The organism is Actinosynnema pretiosum (genome assembly GCF_024171695.1).
GTDB classification, from domain to species: Bacteria; Actinomycetota; Actinomycetes; order Mycobacteriales; family Pseudonocardiaceae; genus Actinosynnema; species Actinosynnema pretiosum.
The window spans coordinates 292131-309239 of the sequence record NZ_JAMTCF010000010.1 but is presented as its reverse complement, the minus strand read 5'-3'; the positions used below and the strand labels follow the sequence as shown (position 1 = coordinate 309239).

Genomic DNA, 17109 nt, shown 5'->3' with positions numbered 1-17109 from the left:
CCGTCACCACACCACGGGGATCTCGACGGCCGAGTAGGTGATCGAGTCCGTCCGGAACTCCATCTGCGGCACCGGGATCGCCGGCGCCAGGTCCGGGAACCGGGTGAACAGCGACCGCAGCATGATCTGCAGCTCGGTGCGGGCCAGGTTCGCGCCCAGGCACTGGTGCGGGCCGAACCCGAACCCCAGGTGCGTCACGCTCTTGCGGGTCAGGTCCAGCTCGCCCGCCTGCTCGCACAGCGCCTCGTCCAGGTTGGCGGTGAGCGAGACCGTGACCCACTCGCCCTCGCGGATCGTCACCCCGTCCAGCTCCACGTCCTCAAGCGCGCGCCGCGCCAGCGCGGCCCCGCCGAGCCTGCCCTGCGAGTAGCGCAGCAGCTCCTCGACGATCACGTCCACCCGGTCCGGGTTCGCCTGCAGCACCGCCCGCTGCTCGGGGTTCTCGAACAGGGTCAGCGCGAACAGCCCGATGGCGCCCGAGGTGGTCTCGTGACCGGCGGCGAGCAGCCCGATCGCCAGGAACAGCAGCTCGTCCAGCTCGAAGTCGGTGTCGTTGACCATCAACCCGATCAGGTCGTCGCTGCCGCCCTCGCGCTTGCGGGCCTCCACCACCGGCACCAGCACGCCCGCGAGCTCGGCGGCGTTGCGCAGGTAGTCCTCCTTGGCGTTGTCCACGCCGAACATGCCCCGCGCGGTGGCCTGGAACAGCGGCTGGTGCTCGGTCGGCACACCCAGCAGCTCGGCGATCACCAGGGAGGGGATCGGCAGGCAGAACGCCGAGACCAGGTCGGCGGGCGCGCCGGAGCGCTCCATCTCATCTAAGTGCTCATCGACGATCCGCTGGATGAACGGGCGCATGGCGTTCATCTTCTTGACCATGAACGCGCGGGAGAGCGGACGGCGAAGCCGCATGTGCTCGGCCCCGTCGAGCACGTTGATGTTGCCGGGCCGCTTCTCGCCGATGATCGTGTCCCCGGAGGCCCGCATGTCCGGGCCGCCCTCGCGCATGGAGGTGAAGCGCGGATCGGACAGCACCGTCCTGACCCCGGAGTAACTGCTGATCACCCAAGCCGGAACCCCGTTGGGCCACACCATCCGCACCGGCCCGTGCCCGAGCGCCTCCACCATCCCGGCTGGCGGCCCCAGCGGGTGCGCGCGCTGGTCGCGGGGGACGGGGAGGATGGCGGACTCGGTCACGGTGGGCGTCCTTCCAGCAGGAGGGGACTTGCCGGGGGCGAGCGCCCCGACGGTAACGCGGCCGGGGTGTGTGATCGGACCGCCAACGGGTGGACAAGGGGGTGCGGTCCCGGTGACCGCTCACCCGGCGGCGAGCCGCTCCGCCAACCGGGCGAGGCCGTCGCGGATCACCCTCCCGTAGTCGTCGTCGCCGAGCAGGTCGACGTGCTCTCGGGCGCGTTCGAGGTGTTCGCGGGCGCGTTCGAGGTCGCCGAGCTTGCGGTGGCAGTCGGCCAGGTTCAGGTGCAGCGACGGGCGCAGGGCCGCCACCGGCAGCGCCACGCCCGCGCTCGCGGTCCGCTCGTCGCCCAGCAGGTCGGCCGCCGCGAGCGCCCGCTCGTCCCAGCGCAGCTCCTCGCGCACGTCGTCGTGGACGTCGGCCATGGTGTGCGCGAGCACGCACACGTGCAGCGGGTCGCCCCGCTCGCCGCCGATCTCCGCCCACAGCCGGTCGAGCAGCACGCGGGCGTCCGCGCGCCGCCCCTGCCCGTGGTTGAGCTGGGCGGCCTCGGCGACGCGCAGCAGGACCGGGTCGGTGATCACCCCTCGGCCGTCCTGCGCAGCTCCAGCACCGGGATGACCCGGACGCCCTCGGTCCTGCGCTCGTAGTCGCCGAAACCGGGGTACCGCCGCACCTGCTCGCCGTACACCCGGTCCCGCTCCGCCCCGGTCAGCTCCCGCACGGCCACGGGGAAGACCTCCACCCCGCGCTCGACCACGGCGGCGCCCGCCGCGATGAGGTTGGAGTACCAGGACGGGTGCTCCGGCGCGCCGCCCGCGGAGGCGAACACGTGCACCACGTCCGGGTCGTCCTCGTGCGGCAGGCACACCAGCGGGGCGATCAGCTCGCGCCCGCTCTTGCGGCCCCGGTGGCGCAGCAGCACCATCGGCGCGCCCGCGAAGATCCCGCCGACCCGGCCCTCGTTCGCCCGGAACTCCGCGATGACCCTGGTGTTGCGCTCCTGCCAGGTCTCCTCGGGCTCAACGCTCACGCTGCTCCTCCTGCGTCGTCGTCGGCGGCGGTGCTCGGAGGTTACGTCCGGCTCCGCGCGGCCACGGGCTCCGGCGCGGTCGGCGCCCTGTCGCGGAAGGCGACCAGCGCGGCGGCGACGACGGCCGTGAGCAGCAGCAGGAGTGCCAGGTACGCCGCAGCCTGTTCCAGCGCGAACCACAGGACGTGCTGCGGTTGGCCGAACTCCAGGGTGAGCGCCAGCGCGGTCACCGGCGTCGCCACCCACGCGCCCGCGACCCCCTCGGCGATCCCGGCCCGCCCGCTCGCCACAGCGTGCGCCAGGAACACCACCAACCCGGCACCCACGGCCACAACGCCGTTCACCTCGAAGTGCTCCACAGCGTTTTCCGGGGTGACCGCGCCAGCCGAGACCAAGCGGGACACCGAGGCGAGTGCCGTGACCACCACGGTGGGCAGCAGCACCCTCACCCTCCTGCCCGCCGCCACCCGCCAGGCCAGCGCCGCGACGACCAGGTTGCCCGCCAGCAGCGCCAGGAACGGCGCGGTGGTCATCGACAGCCAGACCCCTGCCAGCCCAGCGACCTGCATTGTGGGCCGGAACGAGAAGATCGCTTCGACCGCGCCGGTGAACAGCAGCGCCGCGATCGCGCCGTCCCACCGGGGCGAGGCGCCTGGCCGGTGCTGGTGCCACAGAGCAGCGATGCCCTCGCACAGCGCGGTGGCGCCGACCAGCGCGACGACAGCGAAGCTCCATGTCCAAGCGGTCACCGACGTGAGCAGAGCACTGCCCGTGCCGACCAGCGACAGCGCCAGGCCCACCACGACCCCCAGCGGCAGGCCCAGTGCGCTCGCGACACGCTCCAAGCCCGGTCTCAGGTCGGCGGCCGTGCGGGAGCGCCACACCGCAGGGCCCCAGGCGTACCCCAGCAGCACGCCGGGCACCACGGAGAGCGCCAGCGTGGTCATCCGGAGCCCGGTCTCCTGGGACAGGGCGGACTGGATGAAGAACGACAGCACTGGCTGGGCGAGCCCGACCAGCGCGCCGAAGGCGAATCCCTCCACCGCGCGGGTGTGACGCTCGACCCCACCACGCGCCAGCACGTCCAGCCGATGCAGGAACGACGGGTGCAACGCAGCCAGCGAGCGCAACCAGGACCGGGGCGGGGCCACACCCCGGCGGAGTAGCGCGTCCAGACCGGTGGTGGAATCGCGGGTGGACAGCAGGTCGGCTGCGTGCTCGCGCGAGCGCAGCACGCTGCGCGATACCACCTGCACCAGCGCCAGCAGTAGCGCCGCGCGGATCGCGTAGTCGAGCGTGAACGGTTTTTCCAACTTCAGCCACGGCAGTGGCAGCGCCAGCACCACCGGGGTCGCCCACCACACGGCCCTGGTCAGCCACACCCGGTCGACATCATCGGCGGCCACGTGCGCGCACTCGTGTCGCAGCAGCGCGGACGCCTCCGGCTTGGGCAGCGCGAGCACACCGTAGGGCAGCACGATCCGCACCCGGCCGCCTGCCCGGACGGTGAACGCCTCCCGGCACGCGGACCCGAACTCCACCACAGGGACGACCTGGCCCCCCATCGACCTCACCGCCTTGGCGGCCTCCTCCTGCCAGCGCTCCCCGGCCGCGCGGGTGATCCTGGCCCGCCGGTGCAACCGCGCGGGCAAGCGCCGCAGCAACGCCCACCCGAGGACGGCCGCGAGCAGGCCGAACAGGCAGGCGAACGCTGTCCGCGCCTGGTCGTAGGGTTTTTCGCAGCGCTGGAAAGCAACTGCCTGGTCGAAGTCAGACAGGCCGAGCCCTGCGTCCATGCAAGGCTTCAGCGCCTCGAAGTACCACCCCCCGAGCGCCGAGTAGAAGATCAGGCTGCCCGAGTACACCGCCGCCGTGAGCAGGACCGTCACCAGCAGCGCGTACCTGGCGCGCGGGGCGCCCTCACGCGGCGGGAGCGTCATCGCGGCCCCCTAACTCCCGCACGACCTGCTCGGCCACCGCGCGGGCGAGCGGCTCGGACGCGCCCAGACCGGTCAGGTGCACGGTGATCACGACCGTCGCCTGCTCGGCCTCCTCGGCCGCAGGCCTCCCGCCCCGCTCCCACACCCGCGCCAGCCACCGCCGACCCGCCGACCAGGCGTCCTCGGCGGCCTTCTCCACGAGCACCCCGCCCGCCGCGCTCACCGCCGCCAGCACCCACGGCGTCACCGCCGCCAGCTCGATCCCCATCCCCACGGGCGCGTCCAGCCGCACCCCGCGCACGGTCGCGTCCGGGTCGGCCCGGTACGCCTCCACCAGGTCCTCGAACGCCTCCAGCTCACCCGCGTGCCACCGCGCCACCACGGCCCGCGCCACACCGACCGCCTCCGCCGACAGCAAATCCGCCATCCGCCCCGCCCCTTTCGCGCTCGTCCACAGGGCACTCGAATTATCGAGAAATAATGTATCCGCCCAGGCGTGGAATTCCTCTCCGGTCATTTCCACTGCGGGACGGTAGCGCTTTTCGCGTGCGGGGAAAAACTTAGGGAGGGAACCGGCATGCGCGCGCAAACGCCGTCAAACAGGAGGTGGGAGGACTGCGACGTCTCGTTTGTCGGTGCTTTCCGGGACGAGCCGAGGTGTCGCGGCGATCGCCAGCAGCAATCCCGCCTGGGCGAACACGGTGATCCGCTCCAGCAACCCCCGCGCCACGCCCAGCGGGGAGACGGTCAAATGGCTCACGCCGAACAGCACGGCCGTCACCAGCACCAGCAGCGACAGCCGCACCACCGTCCGCGCGTGCCCGGTCGCCCCCGCCCACCGCGCCACCTTCCACCCCACCACCGGCAGGCAGGACAGCAGCGCCCCGCCCGCCAGGCGGTGCACGTCGCCGGAGAAGGTCGACTCGCCGTCCGCGTTCGACGGGAACACCACGCACAGCACCGCCCCGCCCTGCCACGCCCGGAACGCCCACGAGCGCGGCAGCCCGGTGAGCGCGGCCGTGCCGCCGACGGCGAGCAGCAGCACGCACAGCGCGAACCACGGCGCGCTCGACGGGTGCAGGGCGTAATCGCTGATCACGTCCGCGACCGGGTCGCCGGGACCCAGCGCGGACAGCAGCAGCAGGATCGAGGCCCCGCCGGTCAGCGGCAGGACGACACCGGGTCTGAGCTGAGCGGGAGCCATGCCCCCATGCTCCCGGCCTCCGGTGATCGCCCGGTGAACAGCCGCAGGTCTTTCGGCGGCTTTCCCGAAGCGTCCACAGTGGACCGGACTGCGGTGTTCGCCCCCCGGTGTCCCGGCGATCACCCGTGCGGCCGAAGGAGGACGCGGCTGAGTGGTCCCCGGCGCTGCCCGGCGGGTGGTTCGCGGCGGGCACGCGGGTGAGCGCGCCTGCCCCGCGCCCCTCGGTGCTCGACGCTGGTGGCGGTCCACCCCCGTCCACCCGAGGAGGCGCCGTGCCGAGTTCCCCGACCGGGAGCGTCGTGCGCACCGACTACGAGCGCAAGACCAACGCCCACTGGGAGGGCAAGCGGGACGACCCGGTCAACCTGCTGCTCGGCGCGGACGACGGCCTCTACCACCACCACTACGGCGTCGACGCCCCCGACCCCGACGCGCTCACCGGTCCGCCGCACGAGCTCCAGGGGCGGATCGCGCGGGAGCTGCACCGGATGGAGAGCGCCCAGGCCGACCTGGTGCTGTCCGCGCTGGGCGAGGTCCCCGCGAGCGCCAGGGTCCTGGACGCGGGATCGGGCCGGGGCGGGACCTCGTTCATGGCGCACGACCGGTTCGGGTGCGCGGTCGACGGCGTCAACTTCTGCTCCCACCACGTCGAGTTCGCCTCGGACCTGGCGCGGCGGCGCGGGTGCGCCGACCGGGTGCGGTTCCACCGCGCCAACATGGTCGCGACGCCGTTCGCGGACGGCGCGTTCGACCGGCTGATCACCAACGAGAGCACCATGTACGTGGACCTGGACGAGGCGTTCGCCGAGTTCGCCCGGCTGCTGCGGCCCGGCGGGCGGTACGCGCTGGTCACCGGCTGCCACAACGACGCGGTCACCGGGCGCGCGCCGGAGGGCGAGGCCATCGACCGGCACTACGACTGCCGCATCCACCGGCGCAGCGCCTACTTCCGGGCGCTGGCCGACCACGGCCTCGCACCGCTGGAGGTCACCGACCTGACCGCGCGCGCCATCCCCTACTGGGAGCTGCGCGCCCGCTCCGACCTGCGCACCGGCGTGGAGACCGCGTTCCTCGACGGCTACCGGGGCGGGCGGGTGAACTACCTGCTGGTCGTGGCCGAGCGGGTGGTCGACGGGTGACCGGACGGGTGAGCGGTCACAGCCCGAACGCGCCGCCCTCCACCAGGATCACCAGGCCGATCGCGATCAGCACCACCGGAAGCGCCACGTGCCCCCAGCGGGCCAGGAAGCGGGCGACCACGGGGCGGCCCGCCAGGAACCGGCCCGCCGCCAGCCACACCGCCACCCCGACCAGGAAGATCACCGCGTAACCGACCGTCCCGCCCGCGCCCGCCACCGCGAACACCGGGACGTAGACGCCGATGTTGTCGCCGCCGTTGGCGAACGTCACGGCGGCGATCTGCGCCGCGCCCGCCGCAGTGTCCACCTCGTCCCCGTCCTCGTGGGCGTCGCGCTCGCGCCACGCCGTCCAGCCCGCGCGCACCCCCAGCGCCAGCGGCAGCAGCCCCAGGTACGGGATCACCGCCTCGGGCAGCAGGCCCGCGCCCAGCGCGCCGACCACCGCCACGGCCAGGATCGCGCCGAACCCGAGGTACTGGCCGACGACCACGCGCAGCTCGGCCCGCCGATCACCCCGCGCCTGGCCGAAGAAGAGCGCGAGCAGCAGCAGGTCGTCGATGTTGGTGACCGCGAACATCGCGGCGGCGCGGCCCAGCAGTGCCGGATCCATGGGGTTTTCCTGCCTCGTGGCGGTCGTCCGACCGGAGTTCGGGGCGCGCTCCCGGCGAGCGCGGGGCGCGGTGGGCGGCGCGGGTGCGAGCCGGGACGACGGGCGTTCGGCTACGCGCGTGCGGCGGTCGGAGGGCCCCGGTGGGTGCGGAACGCGGTCAGGAAGACCTGGCGGAGCGCGGCGGGGACGAACTCGCGGCGAGGCGCCGCGGCGGGCGCGCCGGACTCGCGCGGCGCCACCCGCGCGAGCAGCGCCAGCCACGTGCGGACCCGGTGCGCGAGCGCCTCCCGCGCCACGGCGCCCGCGCGCAGCAGCACGTCGGCCAGCGCGGTGAGCAGCGCGGTCGCCAGCAGCACAGCGACGACGTCGGCGAACGGGAGCGTCCACGCCGACGGCTCGGCGGCCAGCGCGGGCGCGTGGGTGGACGTGGCCGTGTCCAGCGGCCCGACCGCGCCGAGCACGAGCAGGACGGGCGTGGGGAGGACGGCGCAGAGCGCGCGCACGTGCCCCCGCCCTTCCGTCGACCCGGTGTTCACGCCGAACTGTAACCGTGGCGGGGAAAGGGCCCTGCGCACGGGCCCCACCCCCGGCCAGGGGGTGTCAGTCCTCGCCCGGCCCCCGCTCCAGGTGCGCGAACGCGGGTGCCAGGTGCTCCGGCACGTCCTCGTCCAGCTCCAGGTCCAGGTCCAGGGTCTCCAACTGCCGCAGCAGCGGCAGCTCCGCCAGGGTCTCCAGCACCTCCTCCTCGTCCGCGTCCAGCGCCATCCCGGTCAGGTCGAGGTGCCGCAGCGCCGGGTAGCCCTCCGGGGTCAGCAGTTCCAGGTGGCCCACCGGGCAGCCGCACCCGTACACGTCGATGCCGATCTCCGCCGTCAGGCTCACCACGTTCGGCGCGCGGTAGGGGTACACCGCCCCGTCCACGAACGGCGCGCCGCTCACGTGCAGGTCGGTCACCGAGGACGAGTCCAGGCCGTCGAACAGCAGGGTTCCCCTCACTCGCAGGGTGCGCAGCGCGGGCAGCGCGGCCCACAGGTCCACCGCGCTCTCGTCGGCGAACCCCTCGCTCAGCTTGTCCTGCGGGTCGAACCGGCGGCCGGTCGAGGTGACCACGGGCTCGTACAGGTGCTCGAAGTCGTGCTCGACCACCAGTTCGGCCAGGTGCTCGCGCCTGCGGGAGGCCAGCGCCACCGCCACGCGGGCCGCCGAGTGGTGCACGTCGGTCAGGTGCAGCTCCAGTGCGGTCAGGTCCGCCGACTCCGGGGCGGTCAGGAACGCCTCCAGCAGCGCGGACTCCCACTGCTCGGGGTCGGTCGCGTCGGCGCCCAGCGCCTCCACCAGCGCCCGCCGGTCCGGGTTCGGGGACAGCCGGAACACCGCGCCGGTGATCAGGTCGCCGGTCGTGGTCAGCCGCCAGGAGCCGTCGGTGCGCAACGCGTCGAAGTCGGTCACGGCGGCATCGTAGGCAGCGGGTCCGACAATTCCCGGCGGTTCACCGGCCTTCGTGCCGGAAGTGCCGGACCAGCAGCGCCGGGGACCCCGCGTGCGCGGCCTCGGCGGCCTCCGGGACCAGCGCCGCCAACGACCACGGCCACCCCTGCCACGGACCCACCGCGGCCTCCCCGCTCACGCGCGGCGGTGCGGTCGGCTCCTCGCAGCGCAGCACGCGCAGGCCGAGGGGGAGCGCGGCGCGCAGGTAGTCGCCGACCCGGTGCCGGTGCGCGGACAGCCTGCCGGGGCGCCCGGCGGCGTCGCGGACCTTCGGCACCGAGCTGAGCAGCACTCGCTCCGGGTGGACGTCGGAGAGCACCAGGTGACCGCCCGGCCGCAGCACCCTGGTGAACTCGGCCAGCACCGGGCGCAGGTCCGGCACGTGGGTCAGCGCCAGCGCGCACACCACCAGGTCGGTGGAGGAGTCCGGCGCTGGCAGGCGGTGCAGGTCGCCGCGCGCGAACACGCCACCGGGCACCCTGGCGCGGGCGCGCGCGAGCATGTCGGGCGAGCCGTCCACCCCGACGACCCGGTGCCCGAGCCCGGCCAGGCGCACGGCGTGCCGACCGGTGCCGCACGCGGCGTCCAGCGCGTCACCCGGCGGCAGCGCGTCCACGATCCCGGCGACCAGGGGCTCGTCGAGGTCGAACGCGGTGTTCGGGGAGTCGTAGGTCGGCGACCACAACCGGTACCCGGTGACCGCGTCCACCCGCTCGACCTCGACGCCCGCGCCGTCCAGCGACCCGTCCGCGAGGAGGGCGCGAATCTCGGCGATCCGCGCTTCCGTGAACTCCCGGTCGTGCTCACCGGCGTACGCCTTCAGCAGCGTGAGCCCTTCAAGGCCGAGCAGGTAGGCGCGCGGGTCCTCGTGGTCCATGCTGCGGACGCTAGCGACGAGGGCACGGGCGGTCAGGCGGTTTTCCGGGGACCGCCGGTGGCCTGGGCACGTCCCGGCCACTGCCCGCCCCGGAAGGTCACCGCCTCAGTGCAGCACGAAGCGCCGGTCCAGGTTCCGGGCCACGTGCACCCCAGGCCCGCCGAAGCCGACGAGGTCCACCAGCTTCTCCCCGGTGACGTCGGCGACGAACCGGGGGTGCCGGTCGACCCGCCAGGCCCCCGCGTCGCTGCTGTGCCCGAACCCCGCGCACACCAGCACGGCCCGCTCGAACGAGCCGTTACCGCGCCCACGCGCCACCACGACCCCGTGCGTGCGCAGCCCACCAGGTCCAGCGGACCGAGGGCGTGGTGCGCGCCAGGACGCGGGGGGCTCCTCGGCGTCGTGCCTGCGCCGCCCGCGACGGTGGTGATCCGCCTGTCGGCGGTGACCTCGCGGACGCGTCGGCGACGTAGCGGTCGCTTGCCCGGCCCCGCGCTCCGCGTCCCGGCCACGGTGGTGATCACCGGGGCGGCAGGCTGCGGGGGTGCGGTCGGCGCGCTCATCGTCGTCCCTTCGCCGGGTGACGACGATGAGCGCACTTCCTGGTGAACGGGCTACGCGTGCGGGGTCGTCCGGGCGGATGAGAACCGGTTGAGCAGTCCCGCCGAGGCGATCACCGCGACCGCCACCAGCGGCATCACCAGCGCGGTCGTCGTGCCGTGGTCCTCGGCCAGGAAGCCGGTCAGGGTGGACGCCGGGGCCTGTCCGACCACGATCGCCGTGCTGGCCATCGTCATCACGGTGGCGTTGCGGCCCACCGGGGCCAGGTCCGAGACCAGCGTGTACAGGGTGACCAGCAGCGGGCCGATGCCTGTGCCCGCCAGTGCCAGCGCGATCGCCACGGTCGGGACCGACGTGGCCAGGTTCAGCCCGACCGCGCCCGCCAGCGCCAGCGCGGCGAACGCCAGCCAGCGGTCGCGCAGCGCGAACGCGGGCGGGAGCATCCCGGCCAGCAGCGCGCACACCGCCGAGCCCAGGCCCATCGCGCCGTACACCAGCCCGGCCTGCTCGGCGTCGCCGTGGTCGGACATGAACGAGGTCAGCGAGGTCAGCACCGAGCCGAAGAACAGGCCGATGCCCACGATGCCCAGCAGCACCACGAGCAGTGACGGCCGGAACAGGGCGCTCACCGGGTCGGGGGTCACCCGGTCCTCGGCGGTGGGCTGGGCGGCGGTCGCGCTGGGGTGCAGGGCGAACAGGCACACCGCCACCAGGGTCAGCGCGGCGGCGGCGATGATCGGGGCGGCGGGGGAGAAGGCGGCGGCCAGGACACCGACGAGGGTCGGGCCGAAGACGAACGTCATCTCGTCGGCGGCGGACTCGTAGGCCATCGCCGCGTTGACCGCCTTCGGCCGGGTCGCACCGCTGGTGCGGCGGGTGACCAGGCCGACCAGGCGGCTGCGCGACATCGGCGGCACCTGCGGGGTGGTCGCGCCGACCAGGAACGCGGCGACGAGCAGCGCCGCCGAGGGCAGCGGCGAGTACGCCAACAGCACCAGCGCGGTCAGCGCTGCGCTGGTGGCGACCCCGGTGGCCAGCAGCACGCGCCGCTGCCCCCACCGGTCGGCCGCCGCGCCGATCAGCGGCCCGAACAGCGCCATGCCGACACCTGCGGTCGCGGAGGTGACGCCGCCCAGGCTGATCGAGCCGCGCGCGGCGACGACCAGGGTGAGCACGCCGACGACGGTCATGGCGTAGGGGAAGCGGGCCACGAGGGCCAGCGGGAAGAAGGAAGGCCCGGCGGAGTCGAACACGGCGCGCGCGACCGAGGGGGACTCGGCGGGGGCCTGCGGGGACTCGTCGAGCAGGGCGACGGAACGCGTGGTCATGGTGACGTGCTTTCACGAGGCGGGACTGGACCAGTGCCGCCTTACCCCGTGATGCGGGGCAGGTAGATACACACCACGGCCTCCGCCCGGCGACGCGGCGTGCTGCGCGCGTGCGGGGGTGCCGCGTGGGCCTTTCGGCTCCGGGACCACTGTGCCACACGGAGTGGAACCCGCGTACCAGATGTTGCGCGGTTCACTCTCCCGTGGCGGGGAGGTCCCACGTCGGAGTGGACGTGACGGAATTGGTGGCCTGGTACTACCCCGGTCAGACGGTCGACGTGGAGCTGCGCGGACCGGAGGACGTGGACGGGGTGCTGGACGACCTCGTGGCGGTGGGCGCGCCGGTGGTGGCGCAGCTGTGGGACCGGTCCGACCCGCAGTCGCCCCTGCTGAACGTGGGGGTGGACGGGGCGCGCGGGTGCGGGCTGCTGTGCCACGTCGACGGGGACGAGGTGTGGATCAGCGAGGGGGTGGGGGAGTCTGGGCGGTACCTGGTGATCGGACTGGACTGGGACCACCCGGCGGGCGTCGAGGTGCCCCTGGCGGTGGTGCGGGCCGCCGTGCACGAGTGCGCGCGTGAAGGCGGACGGCGGCCCGGCGGGGTCCGGTGGCGGCGCGACGCCGGGTGAGCGCGGGCGCGGGTCAGCGGCTCCCGGCCACCACCGGCCGCACGCCCTCGGGCAGCGCGGGCGGCTGGCCGGTGATCCAGATCGCCTCGTGGGACAGGTCGCTGATCCGCGGGCCGTCGGGGGTGCTCCGCAGCTCGGCCCGCCAGAGGCCACCGACCTGGAACACCGGGTTCGCGCCGGGGCCTCGCGCCAGGAGGGTGCTCTCCGCGTGGACGTGCGTCATGAGCGCGTTCCAGGTCAGCACGACGGGGTCGGCGCTCTCGACCAGCACGTCCGAGGAGGTGTGCTGGGTGCGGGCGAAGCGGCGGACCGACTCCGCCACGTGCGCGGCCACCTCCTCGATCCCCTCGGCCGAGCCGATCGGGGAGGACAGGCGCGCGTCGGTGGTGAAGTGCTCACCCGCCCAGCCCACGGGGAACTCGCGCGCGTCCATGGCGCGGAAGAAGCGGCTGATGAGCGCGCTGAACTCGGTGATCTCGTCGCGGTTCACGGGGATCAGCCTGGTACCTCCACCTTGCTGGAGGTCAAGTCGGGCCCTGGCCGCATCCCGCAGGGGCGGAGAGGTCGTCGAGCAGCAGGCGTGCCGCCCTGCTCGCCCCGTCGGTGCGGATCCCGGCTCCCAGCGCCCTGGCCCGGTCGCGGGTCTCGCGGGTCAGCGCCGTTTCCAGCGCCGCCGCGAGGGTCTCCCTCGTCGCCGTTCGGCCGTCCAGGGCCGCGCCGACCCCGCAGGCCGCCACCCGGCCCGCCCAGTACGGGTTGTCGGCCACCTGGATCGGGACGACCACCTGCGGCACGCCCGCTTTGGCAGCCGCGTGCGTGGTCCCCGCGCCGCCGTGGTGGACCACCGCCGCCAGTTCGCCGAACAGGCGCTGGTGGTTGACGTGGCCGATGGCGAGGCAGTCGTCCCGGCCGTCGACCAGGTCCAGGTCCGCCCAGCCACGGGACACCAGGACGCGGTGCCCCAGGGCGCGGCCTGCCTCGAACGCGGCGCGGGCCACGCCGGGCGCCGGGCCGATGCTGCCGAAACCCACGTAGACCGGTGGCGGGCCCGCGGTCAGGAACTCCGCCAGCTCGGCGGGCAGCGGGCTCTCGTCCGCCGTGGTCCACGCGCCGGTCTGGACCACTTCCAGGTACTGGCCCGGCGGCCAGGGGCCCAGGAGCGGGTCCGCGGCCAGCCACGGCCGGTCGGAGTGGACGTGGTCGCGCACGGCGGCCACCGGGGGCAGGCCGAGCGCGGCGCGGTGGCGGTTGAGCGGCTCGCGGAACTGGGCGTCGACCAGGTCGGCGTCGAGTGCCCACCGTGCCGTGTTGTCACCCTCCGGCTCAGGCCAGCCGGGGCGCGGGGGCGGCCCGTGGTGCGGTGACGGCAGGTTGACCGCCGCGTAGGTCACGTACGCGTACCGGATGCCCAGGTCCTCGGCCACGGATCGGGCGGCCACCTGCGCCAAGCCTGCCACGACCAGCGCGTCGCACCCGGCCGCCGCTGCGGGGAGGACGGAGAACTGCGCGTCCACCAGCTCGACGCGGTAGCGGGACAGCTCCGCCGCCGACGGTGGGACCGCGCCGCTCATCAGCTCCCGGATCGGCGGGCCCACCGGCACGGCGTCGATCCCGAGACCGGCCAGCCGCCGCGCGAACTCCTCGTCCGGCGGGGCGCACACCCGCACTCCGGCGCCGAGCGCGCGCAGCTCCACCGCGAGGGCCAGCAGCGGTTCGACGTCGCCGCGCGTCCCGTACGTCGAGAGCAGCACCCGCGTCACCGGGCCGCTCCCGCGTAGAAGCCGACCGGCATCGCGACGTCCGCGCTCGACGCCCCGCACTCCAGCGCCCACAGGGCCGCCGCCGGGCCGAGCTGGCGGCCGAGCTCGCCGAGCGCGGCCGGGTCCGGCGCCACCGCGCGCGCCTGCGCCACACCGCGCCCGAACGCGGCCGGGTCCCAGCCGGACGGGTCCGCGCCGCCGAGGGAGCGCGCGCCTGCGGTCAGCTCCGCGACCGGCAGCGGCTCGGGCACGCCGAGCAGGCCGTGGGTGCGCTCGCCCACCAGCACGCCCATCCAGCGCGAGCTCTCCGGGGTGGGCCGGGGACCGGTCCACCGGGGAGCGCCGTCCACGTCCGCGAGCTTCGCGGGGGCGCCGGAGCGCGCCCAGCGGCCCGCCCAGTCCACGGCCAGGCCGGGCGCGCTGCGACTGGCCGGGTTGTGGAACCGGGTCATGTCCCACCGGTTGCCCACCGCGACCGCCGCCAGGTCGCGCTGCGGCCAGACCCGCGCCTCCCACCAGAACCCCCACGGGAACGCCGCCGTGTGCCCCCACCACCAGTCCTCGCCCAGGTCGGGGTCGGCGAGCTCGAACGTCAGGCCGGAGAACGAGCGGACGCCGTGCGGGCTCGGGCGCTCGACCCTCGGGGTCACCATCGCCGCGAGCGAGTCCGGCCCGACCAGGCCCCGGTCGCCGCGGGCGGTGCGCAGCAGGGACTGGAGCAGCCGCGCGAAGTCCGCCGCGCTGGTGCGCATCCCGGCCCCCGGATAGGCCGCCGTCCGCAGCGGCGGGCTCGGCACGCACCAGTCGCCGAACGCCATGTACCCGGTGGCGCCGCCCGCGCCGTCGATGCTCGTGCCGGTCATCCCGGCGGGCGCGAACACCTCCCGGTCGACGTGGGCCTCGTACGGCTCGCCCGCCAGGTGCTCGACGACGCCGCCGAGCACCCCGGTCCCGAAGCTGGAGTACGAGTAGGGCCCCGGAGCCGTCACCAGCGGCAGCGCTCCGCCGTACTCGACGGCGCGCCCGGTCCGGTGCCGCCGCCGCACGTAGTCCAGGATCGGCTCCACCGGCGCGGAAGGCGTCACGGCGGTGACGACGTCGCTGCGGTAGCCGCCCTGGTGCGCGGCCAGCATGGCGGTGGTGACCGGCGCCGCGCCCGGCCCGCGCAGCCCGGAGGGGAGCACGTCGTCGACCGGCGCGTCCCACCCGGCCACGCCCGCCTCGACCAGCCGCGCGAAGGCCAGGCCGGTGACCGGTTTGGTGAGCGAGCCCGCCGGTGCGACGGTCTCGGCGGTCATCGGCGTGCGCGCGGCCAGGTCGGCGAACCCGGTCGCGGCCGTGCGGAGCTCGTCGCTCGTCGCCACCGCGACGGCGACCCCCGGCGTGCCGGTCACGGCGGCCAACCGGGGCAGGACCGCGTCGAGCGCCGCCATCACGTCGTCGAGCACGCTCACCCCTCGGTGGTGTTGTAGTTGACGATCCGCTCCACCACGAGGGCGCGCGCCCCCGCCAGCGGGCTGTCCGCGTCTCGCCGCGCCACGTCCGGCAGCCGGTGGGCCTGCTCCTCGGTGACCGCCACGATGCCCCAGAGCGCGTTGAAGCCCGAGGGATCGGCGGGCTTCTCCGCGGCGGCCTCGACGGTCACCACGCCCGCGTCGCCGTCCACGGCGAGCGCGCCCATCTGCCGCAGGACGACGGGGTCGCGCTCCTTCGCGGCCACCACGCCCCAGGCCGACGCGCCCGCCAGCCGCAGGGCCTCCCGCAGGCTGCCCGCGTCGCTGACGACGATGTCGGGCAGGACGAGGGCCACCGGCCCCCGCGTCATCGGCAGCGCGCAGCGGATCGCCCCGTCGAGCCCCGGTTCGGCGTCGTCGTCCTGGTAGACGAAGACCAGCTGGAGGGTCCCGGCGTAGCGCGCCAGGTACTTCACCGTGTCCAGCTTGTGCGGGCCGAACACGACGACCACCCGCACGGCCGCCCCGCCCTCGGCCAGCTCGACCACGGGCTCCAGGCTGCGGTCGAGCACGGTGACCCCCGGCGCCAGGCAGTGCAGCTCCTTCGCGTACGGCGCCCCGAACCGCGTGCCGAGCCCGGCGCAGGGCAGGATGACCGAGACGTCGGGAACGGGCGCGCTCATCGCAGCGCCACCTCCAGCGCGACCCGGTGCCGCCCCCGTGGCAGCGGCACCCACGCCGGTTCGCCGACCGGCGCCACCGAGGGGAACCGGTCGAACAGGCTCCGCAGCGCGATCTCGGCCTCGACCTTCGCCAGGGCGACGCCGAGGCAGAAGTGCGGCCCCCAGCCGAACCCGACGCCGCCGTCGCGACCGCCGCGCTCGGCCTGCCCGCGCACGTCGGCGTGGCGCGGGCAGGCGAACTGGGCCGGATCGCGGTTGGCGGCCCCGAGCACCGCCTGCACCGCGTCCCCGGCGCCGATCCGCACGCCCCCCACCTCGAAGTCGGTCGCGGCGTAGCGCAACCGCGCCAGCTGCACCGGGCCGTCGGTGCGCACCAGCTCGCGGACCGCGGCGGGCCACAGCCCCGGCTCCGCGCGCAGCAGCTCCCGCTGGGCGGGGTCGCGCATCAGCGCGAGCGCCGCGTTGGACAGCAGGTGCGCCATGGTCTCGTGCCCGGCGAGCACGAGGAACACCACGAGCGCCACGACGTCGACGTCGGTCAGGTCCTCCCGGCCGACGACCTCGCTGAGCAGGTCCGCGCGGGGTTCGGCCCGGCGCCGGTCGACCAGCGCGTGGCAGTGGGCGAACATCTCGCCCAGCGTCGGCGTGATCCGCGCCGGGTCGCCCTCGACCAGGACCTTGCCCCAGCGGTACCAGTGCGCCCAGTCCGCCTCGGGCACCCCGACCAGCTCGCACACCACGGCCATGGCCAGCGGGTAGGCGTACTCCTCCAGCAGGTCGACGGGCGCGGGCCCGAGACCGTCGAGCAGCCCGTCGACGATCTCCTGCACCCTCGGCCGCAGCGCCTGGACGCGGGACGCGCTGAACGCGTGGCCGATGCCGCGCCGCAGCCGCGCGTGCTCGGCGCCGTCCAGGCTCAGCAGGCTCGCCCGCAGGTACGGCAGGTGCTCAGGGGGCGTGCCCAGCGCGAGGAACGCCTCCTCCTGGGTCCGCGCGCCCCGCCCCGGCAGGCCGGTGGGGTCGTTGCGCACGGCCGGGTGCGTCAGCACGGCGCGGACCTCGGCGTTGCCGGTCACCAGCCAGCCCTCCTGGCCGTCGGGCAACCGGGCCCAGCAGACCGGCCGCTCGGCGAGGACGCGGTCGTACCCGCCCATCGGGTCGCCGAGGACGGCGGGGTCGCGGACGTCCACCACGGGTTCGGGCGACAT

The 17109-nt window shown here is 74.9% G+C and carries 19 protein-coding genes; 2 read left to right on the top strand and 17 right to left on the bottom strand.

Annotation, left to right across the window (positions count from 1 at the left end):
* Positions 1–3 precede the first annotated feature (3 nt).
* The 6 genes from LV78_RS41705 to LV78_RS22085 form a co-directional block, all read right to left on the bottom strand.
* Entirely contained in the window at positions 4–1197 is a 1194-nt protein-coding gene (locus tag LV78_RS41705; RefSeq protein WP_253847502.1) for a cytochrome P450, read from the bottom strand.
* Positions 1198–1317: 120 nt separating this feature from the next.
* On the bottom strand, positions 1318–1779 hold the full coding sequence (locus LV78_RS22105; RefSeq protein WP_253847501.1) for a tetratricopeptide repeat protein: 462 nt from the start codon (positions 1777–1779) through the stop codon (positions 1318–1320).
* Positions 1776–2228 carry a nitroreductase/quinone reductase family protein gene (locus tag LV78_RS22100; RefSeq protein ID WP_253847500.1) on the bottom strand — a complete coding sequence of 151 codons (453 nt, stop codon included), beginning with the start codon at positions 2226–2228 and terminating at the stop codon, positions 1776–1778. The genes LV78_RS22105 and LV78_RS22100 overlap by 4 nt, the downstream gene beginning before the upstream one ends.
* A gap of 41 nt (positions 2229–2269) precedes the next feature.
* Positions 2270–4168, bottom strand: a complete 1899-nt coding sequence (locus LV78_RS22095; RefSeq protein WP_253847499.1) for a hypothetical protein — start codon at positions 4166–4168, stop codon at positions 2270–2272.
* Positions 4149–4685 (bottom strand): hypothetical protein, encoded by a 537-nt coding sequence (locus LV78_RS22090; RefSeq protein WP_253847498.1) that lies wholly within the window; start codon positions 4683–4685, stop codon positions 4149–4151. Before LV78_RS22090 ends, LV78_RS22095 begins: the two co-directional genes overlap by 20 nt.
* 78 nt (positions 4686–4763) lie before the next feature.
* Positions 4764–5372 (bottom strand): DUF998 domain-containing protein, encoded by a 609-nt coding sequence (locus LV78_RS22085; RefSeq protein WP_253847497.1) that lies wholly within the window; start codon positions 5370–5372, stop codon positions 4764–4766.
* Between the two features lie 272 nt (positions 5373–5644).
* Here LV78_RS22085 and LV78_RS22080 point away from each other — a divergent pair, with 272 nt between their 5' ends.
* Positions 5645–6511, top strand: a complete 867-nt coding sequence (locus LV78_RS22080; protein WP_253847496.1) for an SAM-dependent methyltransferase — start codon at positions 5645–5647, stop codon at positions 6509–6511.
* Between the two features lie 16 nt (positions 6512–6527).
* On the opposite strand, the gene LV78_RS22075 is transcribed toward LV78_RS22080, so the two are convergent.
* The 6 genes from LV78_RS22075 to LV78_RS22050 form a co-directional block, all read right to left on the bottom strand.
* Positions 6528–7121, bottom strand: a complete 594-nt coding sequence (locus tag LV78_RS22075; protein WP_253847495.1) for a cadmium resistance transporter — start codon at positions 7119–7121, stop codon at positions 6528–6530.
* Between the two features lie 110 nt (positions 7122–7231).
* Entirely contained in the window at positions 7232–7657 is a 426-nt protein-coding gene (locus tag LV78_RS22070; RefSeq protein WP_253847494.1) for a hypothetical protein, read from the bottom strand.
* Between the two features lie 64 nt (positions 7658–7721).
* Positions 7722–8570: a hypothetical protein gene (locus tag LV78_RS22065; protein ID WP_253847493.1), complete on the bottom strand. Its 849-nt coding sequence runs from the start codon at positions 8568–8570 to the stop codon at positions 7722–7724.
* Between the two features lie 40 nt (positions 8571–8610).
* Entirely contained in the window at positions 8611–9486 is an 876-nt protein-coding gene (locus LV78_RS22060) for a class I SAM-dependent methyltransferase (RefSeq protein ID WP_253847492.1), read from the bottom strand.
* A 105-nt stretch (positions 9487–9591) separates the two neighbouring features.
* Positions 9592–9804: a hypothetical protein gene (locus LV78_RS22055; RefSeq protein ID WP_253847491.1), complete on the bottom strand. Its 213-nt coding sequence runs from the start codon at positions 9802–9804 to the stop codon at positions 9592–9594.
* Positions 9805–10100: 296 nt separating this feature from the next.
* The gene (locus tag LV78_RS22050; RefSeq protein WP_253847490.1) at positions 10101–11375 is read right to left on the bottom strand and encodes an MFS transporter; all 1275 of its coding nucleotides are present in this window, start codon (positions 11373–11375) and stop codon (positions 10101–10103) included.
* 233 nt (positions 11376–11608) lie between these two features.
* Between LV78_RS22050 and LV78_RS22045 the strand changes: the two genes are divergently transcribed.
* Positions 11609–12004, top strand: a complete 396-nt coding sequence (locus LV78_RS22045; RefSeq protein WP_253847489.1) for an Imm1 family immunity protein — start codon at positions 11609–11611, stop codon at positions 12002–12004.
* Positions 12005–12017: 13 nt separating this feature from the next.
* On the opposite strand, the gene LV78_RS22040 is transcribed toward LV78_RS22045, so the two are convergent.
* From LV78_RS22040 to LV78_RS22020, 5 genes are read right to left on the bottom strand one after another with little or no spacing between them, the layout of a single operon-like run.
* Positions 12018–12494, bottom strand: a complete 477-nt coding sequence (locus LV78_RS22040) for a nuclear transport factor 2 family protein (RefSeq protein ID WP_253847488.1) — start codon at positions 12492–12494, stop codon at positions 12018–12020.
* A gap of 34 nt (positions 12495–12528) precedes the next feature.
* Complete coding sequence (locus LV78_RS22035; protein WP_253847487.1) at positions 12529–13764, bottom strand: glycosyltransferase; 1236 nt, start codon at positions 13762–13764, stop codon at positions 12529–12531.
* Entirely contained in the window at positions 13761–15212 is a 1452-nt protein-coding gene (locus LV78_RS22030; protein WP_253847543.1) for a serine hydrolase, read from the bottom strand. The genes LV78_RS22035 and LV78_RS22030 overlap by 4 nt, the downstream gene beginning before the upstream one ends.
* A gap of 2 nt (positions 15213–15214) precedes the next feature.
* A complete protein-coding gene (locus LV78_RS22025; protein WP_253847486.1) occupies positions 15215–15901 on the bottom strand; it encodes a glycosyltransferase family protein in 687 nt (228 codons plus the stop codon).
* On the bottom strand, positions 15898–17109 hold the full coding sequence (locus LV78_RS22020; protein WP_253847485.1) for a cytochrome P450 family protein: 1212 nt from the start codon (positions 17107–17109) through the stop codon (positions 15898–15900). Before LV78_RS22020 ends, LV78_RS22025 begins: the two co-directional genes overlap by 4 nt.

Excerpts from the sequence above, each read along its gene's own strand:
- LV78_RS22095 (WP_253847499.1), bottom strand. The coding sequence starts at position 4,168 with ATGACGCTCCCGCCGCGTGAGGGCGCCCCGCGCGCCAGGTACGCGCTG.
- LV78_RS22090 (WP_253847498.1), bottom strand. The coding sequence starts at position 4,685 with ATGACCGGAGAGGAATTCCACGCCTGGGCGGATACATTATTTCTCGAT.
- LV78_RS22085 (WP_253847497.1), bottom strand. The coding sequence starts at position 5,372 with ATGGCTCCCGCTCAGCTCAGACCCGGTGTCGTCCTGCCGCTGACCGGC.
- LV78_RS22075 (WP_253847495.1), bottom strand. The coding sequence starts at position 7,121 with ATGGATCCGGCACTGCTGGGCCGCGCCGCCGCGATGTTCGCGGTCACC.
- LV78_RS22060 (WP_253847492.1), bottom strand. The coding sequence starts at position 9,486 with ATGGACCACGAGGACCCGCGCGCCTACCTGCTCGGCCTTGAAGGGCTC.
- LV78_RS22050 (WP_253847490.1), bottom strand. The coding sequence starts at position 11,375 with ATGACCACGCGTTCCGTCGCCCTGCTCGACGAGTCCCCGCAGGCCCCC.
- LV78_RS22025 (WP_253847486.1), bottom strand. The coding sequence starts at position 15,901 with ATGAGCGCGCCCGTTCCCGACGTCTCGGTCATCCTGCCCTGCGCCGGG.
- LV78_RS22020 (WP_253847485.1), bottom strand. The coding sequence starts at position 17,109 with ATGTCGCCCGAACCCGTGGTGGACGTCCGCGACCCCGCCGTCCTCGGC.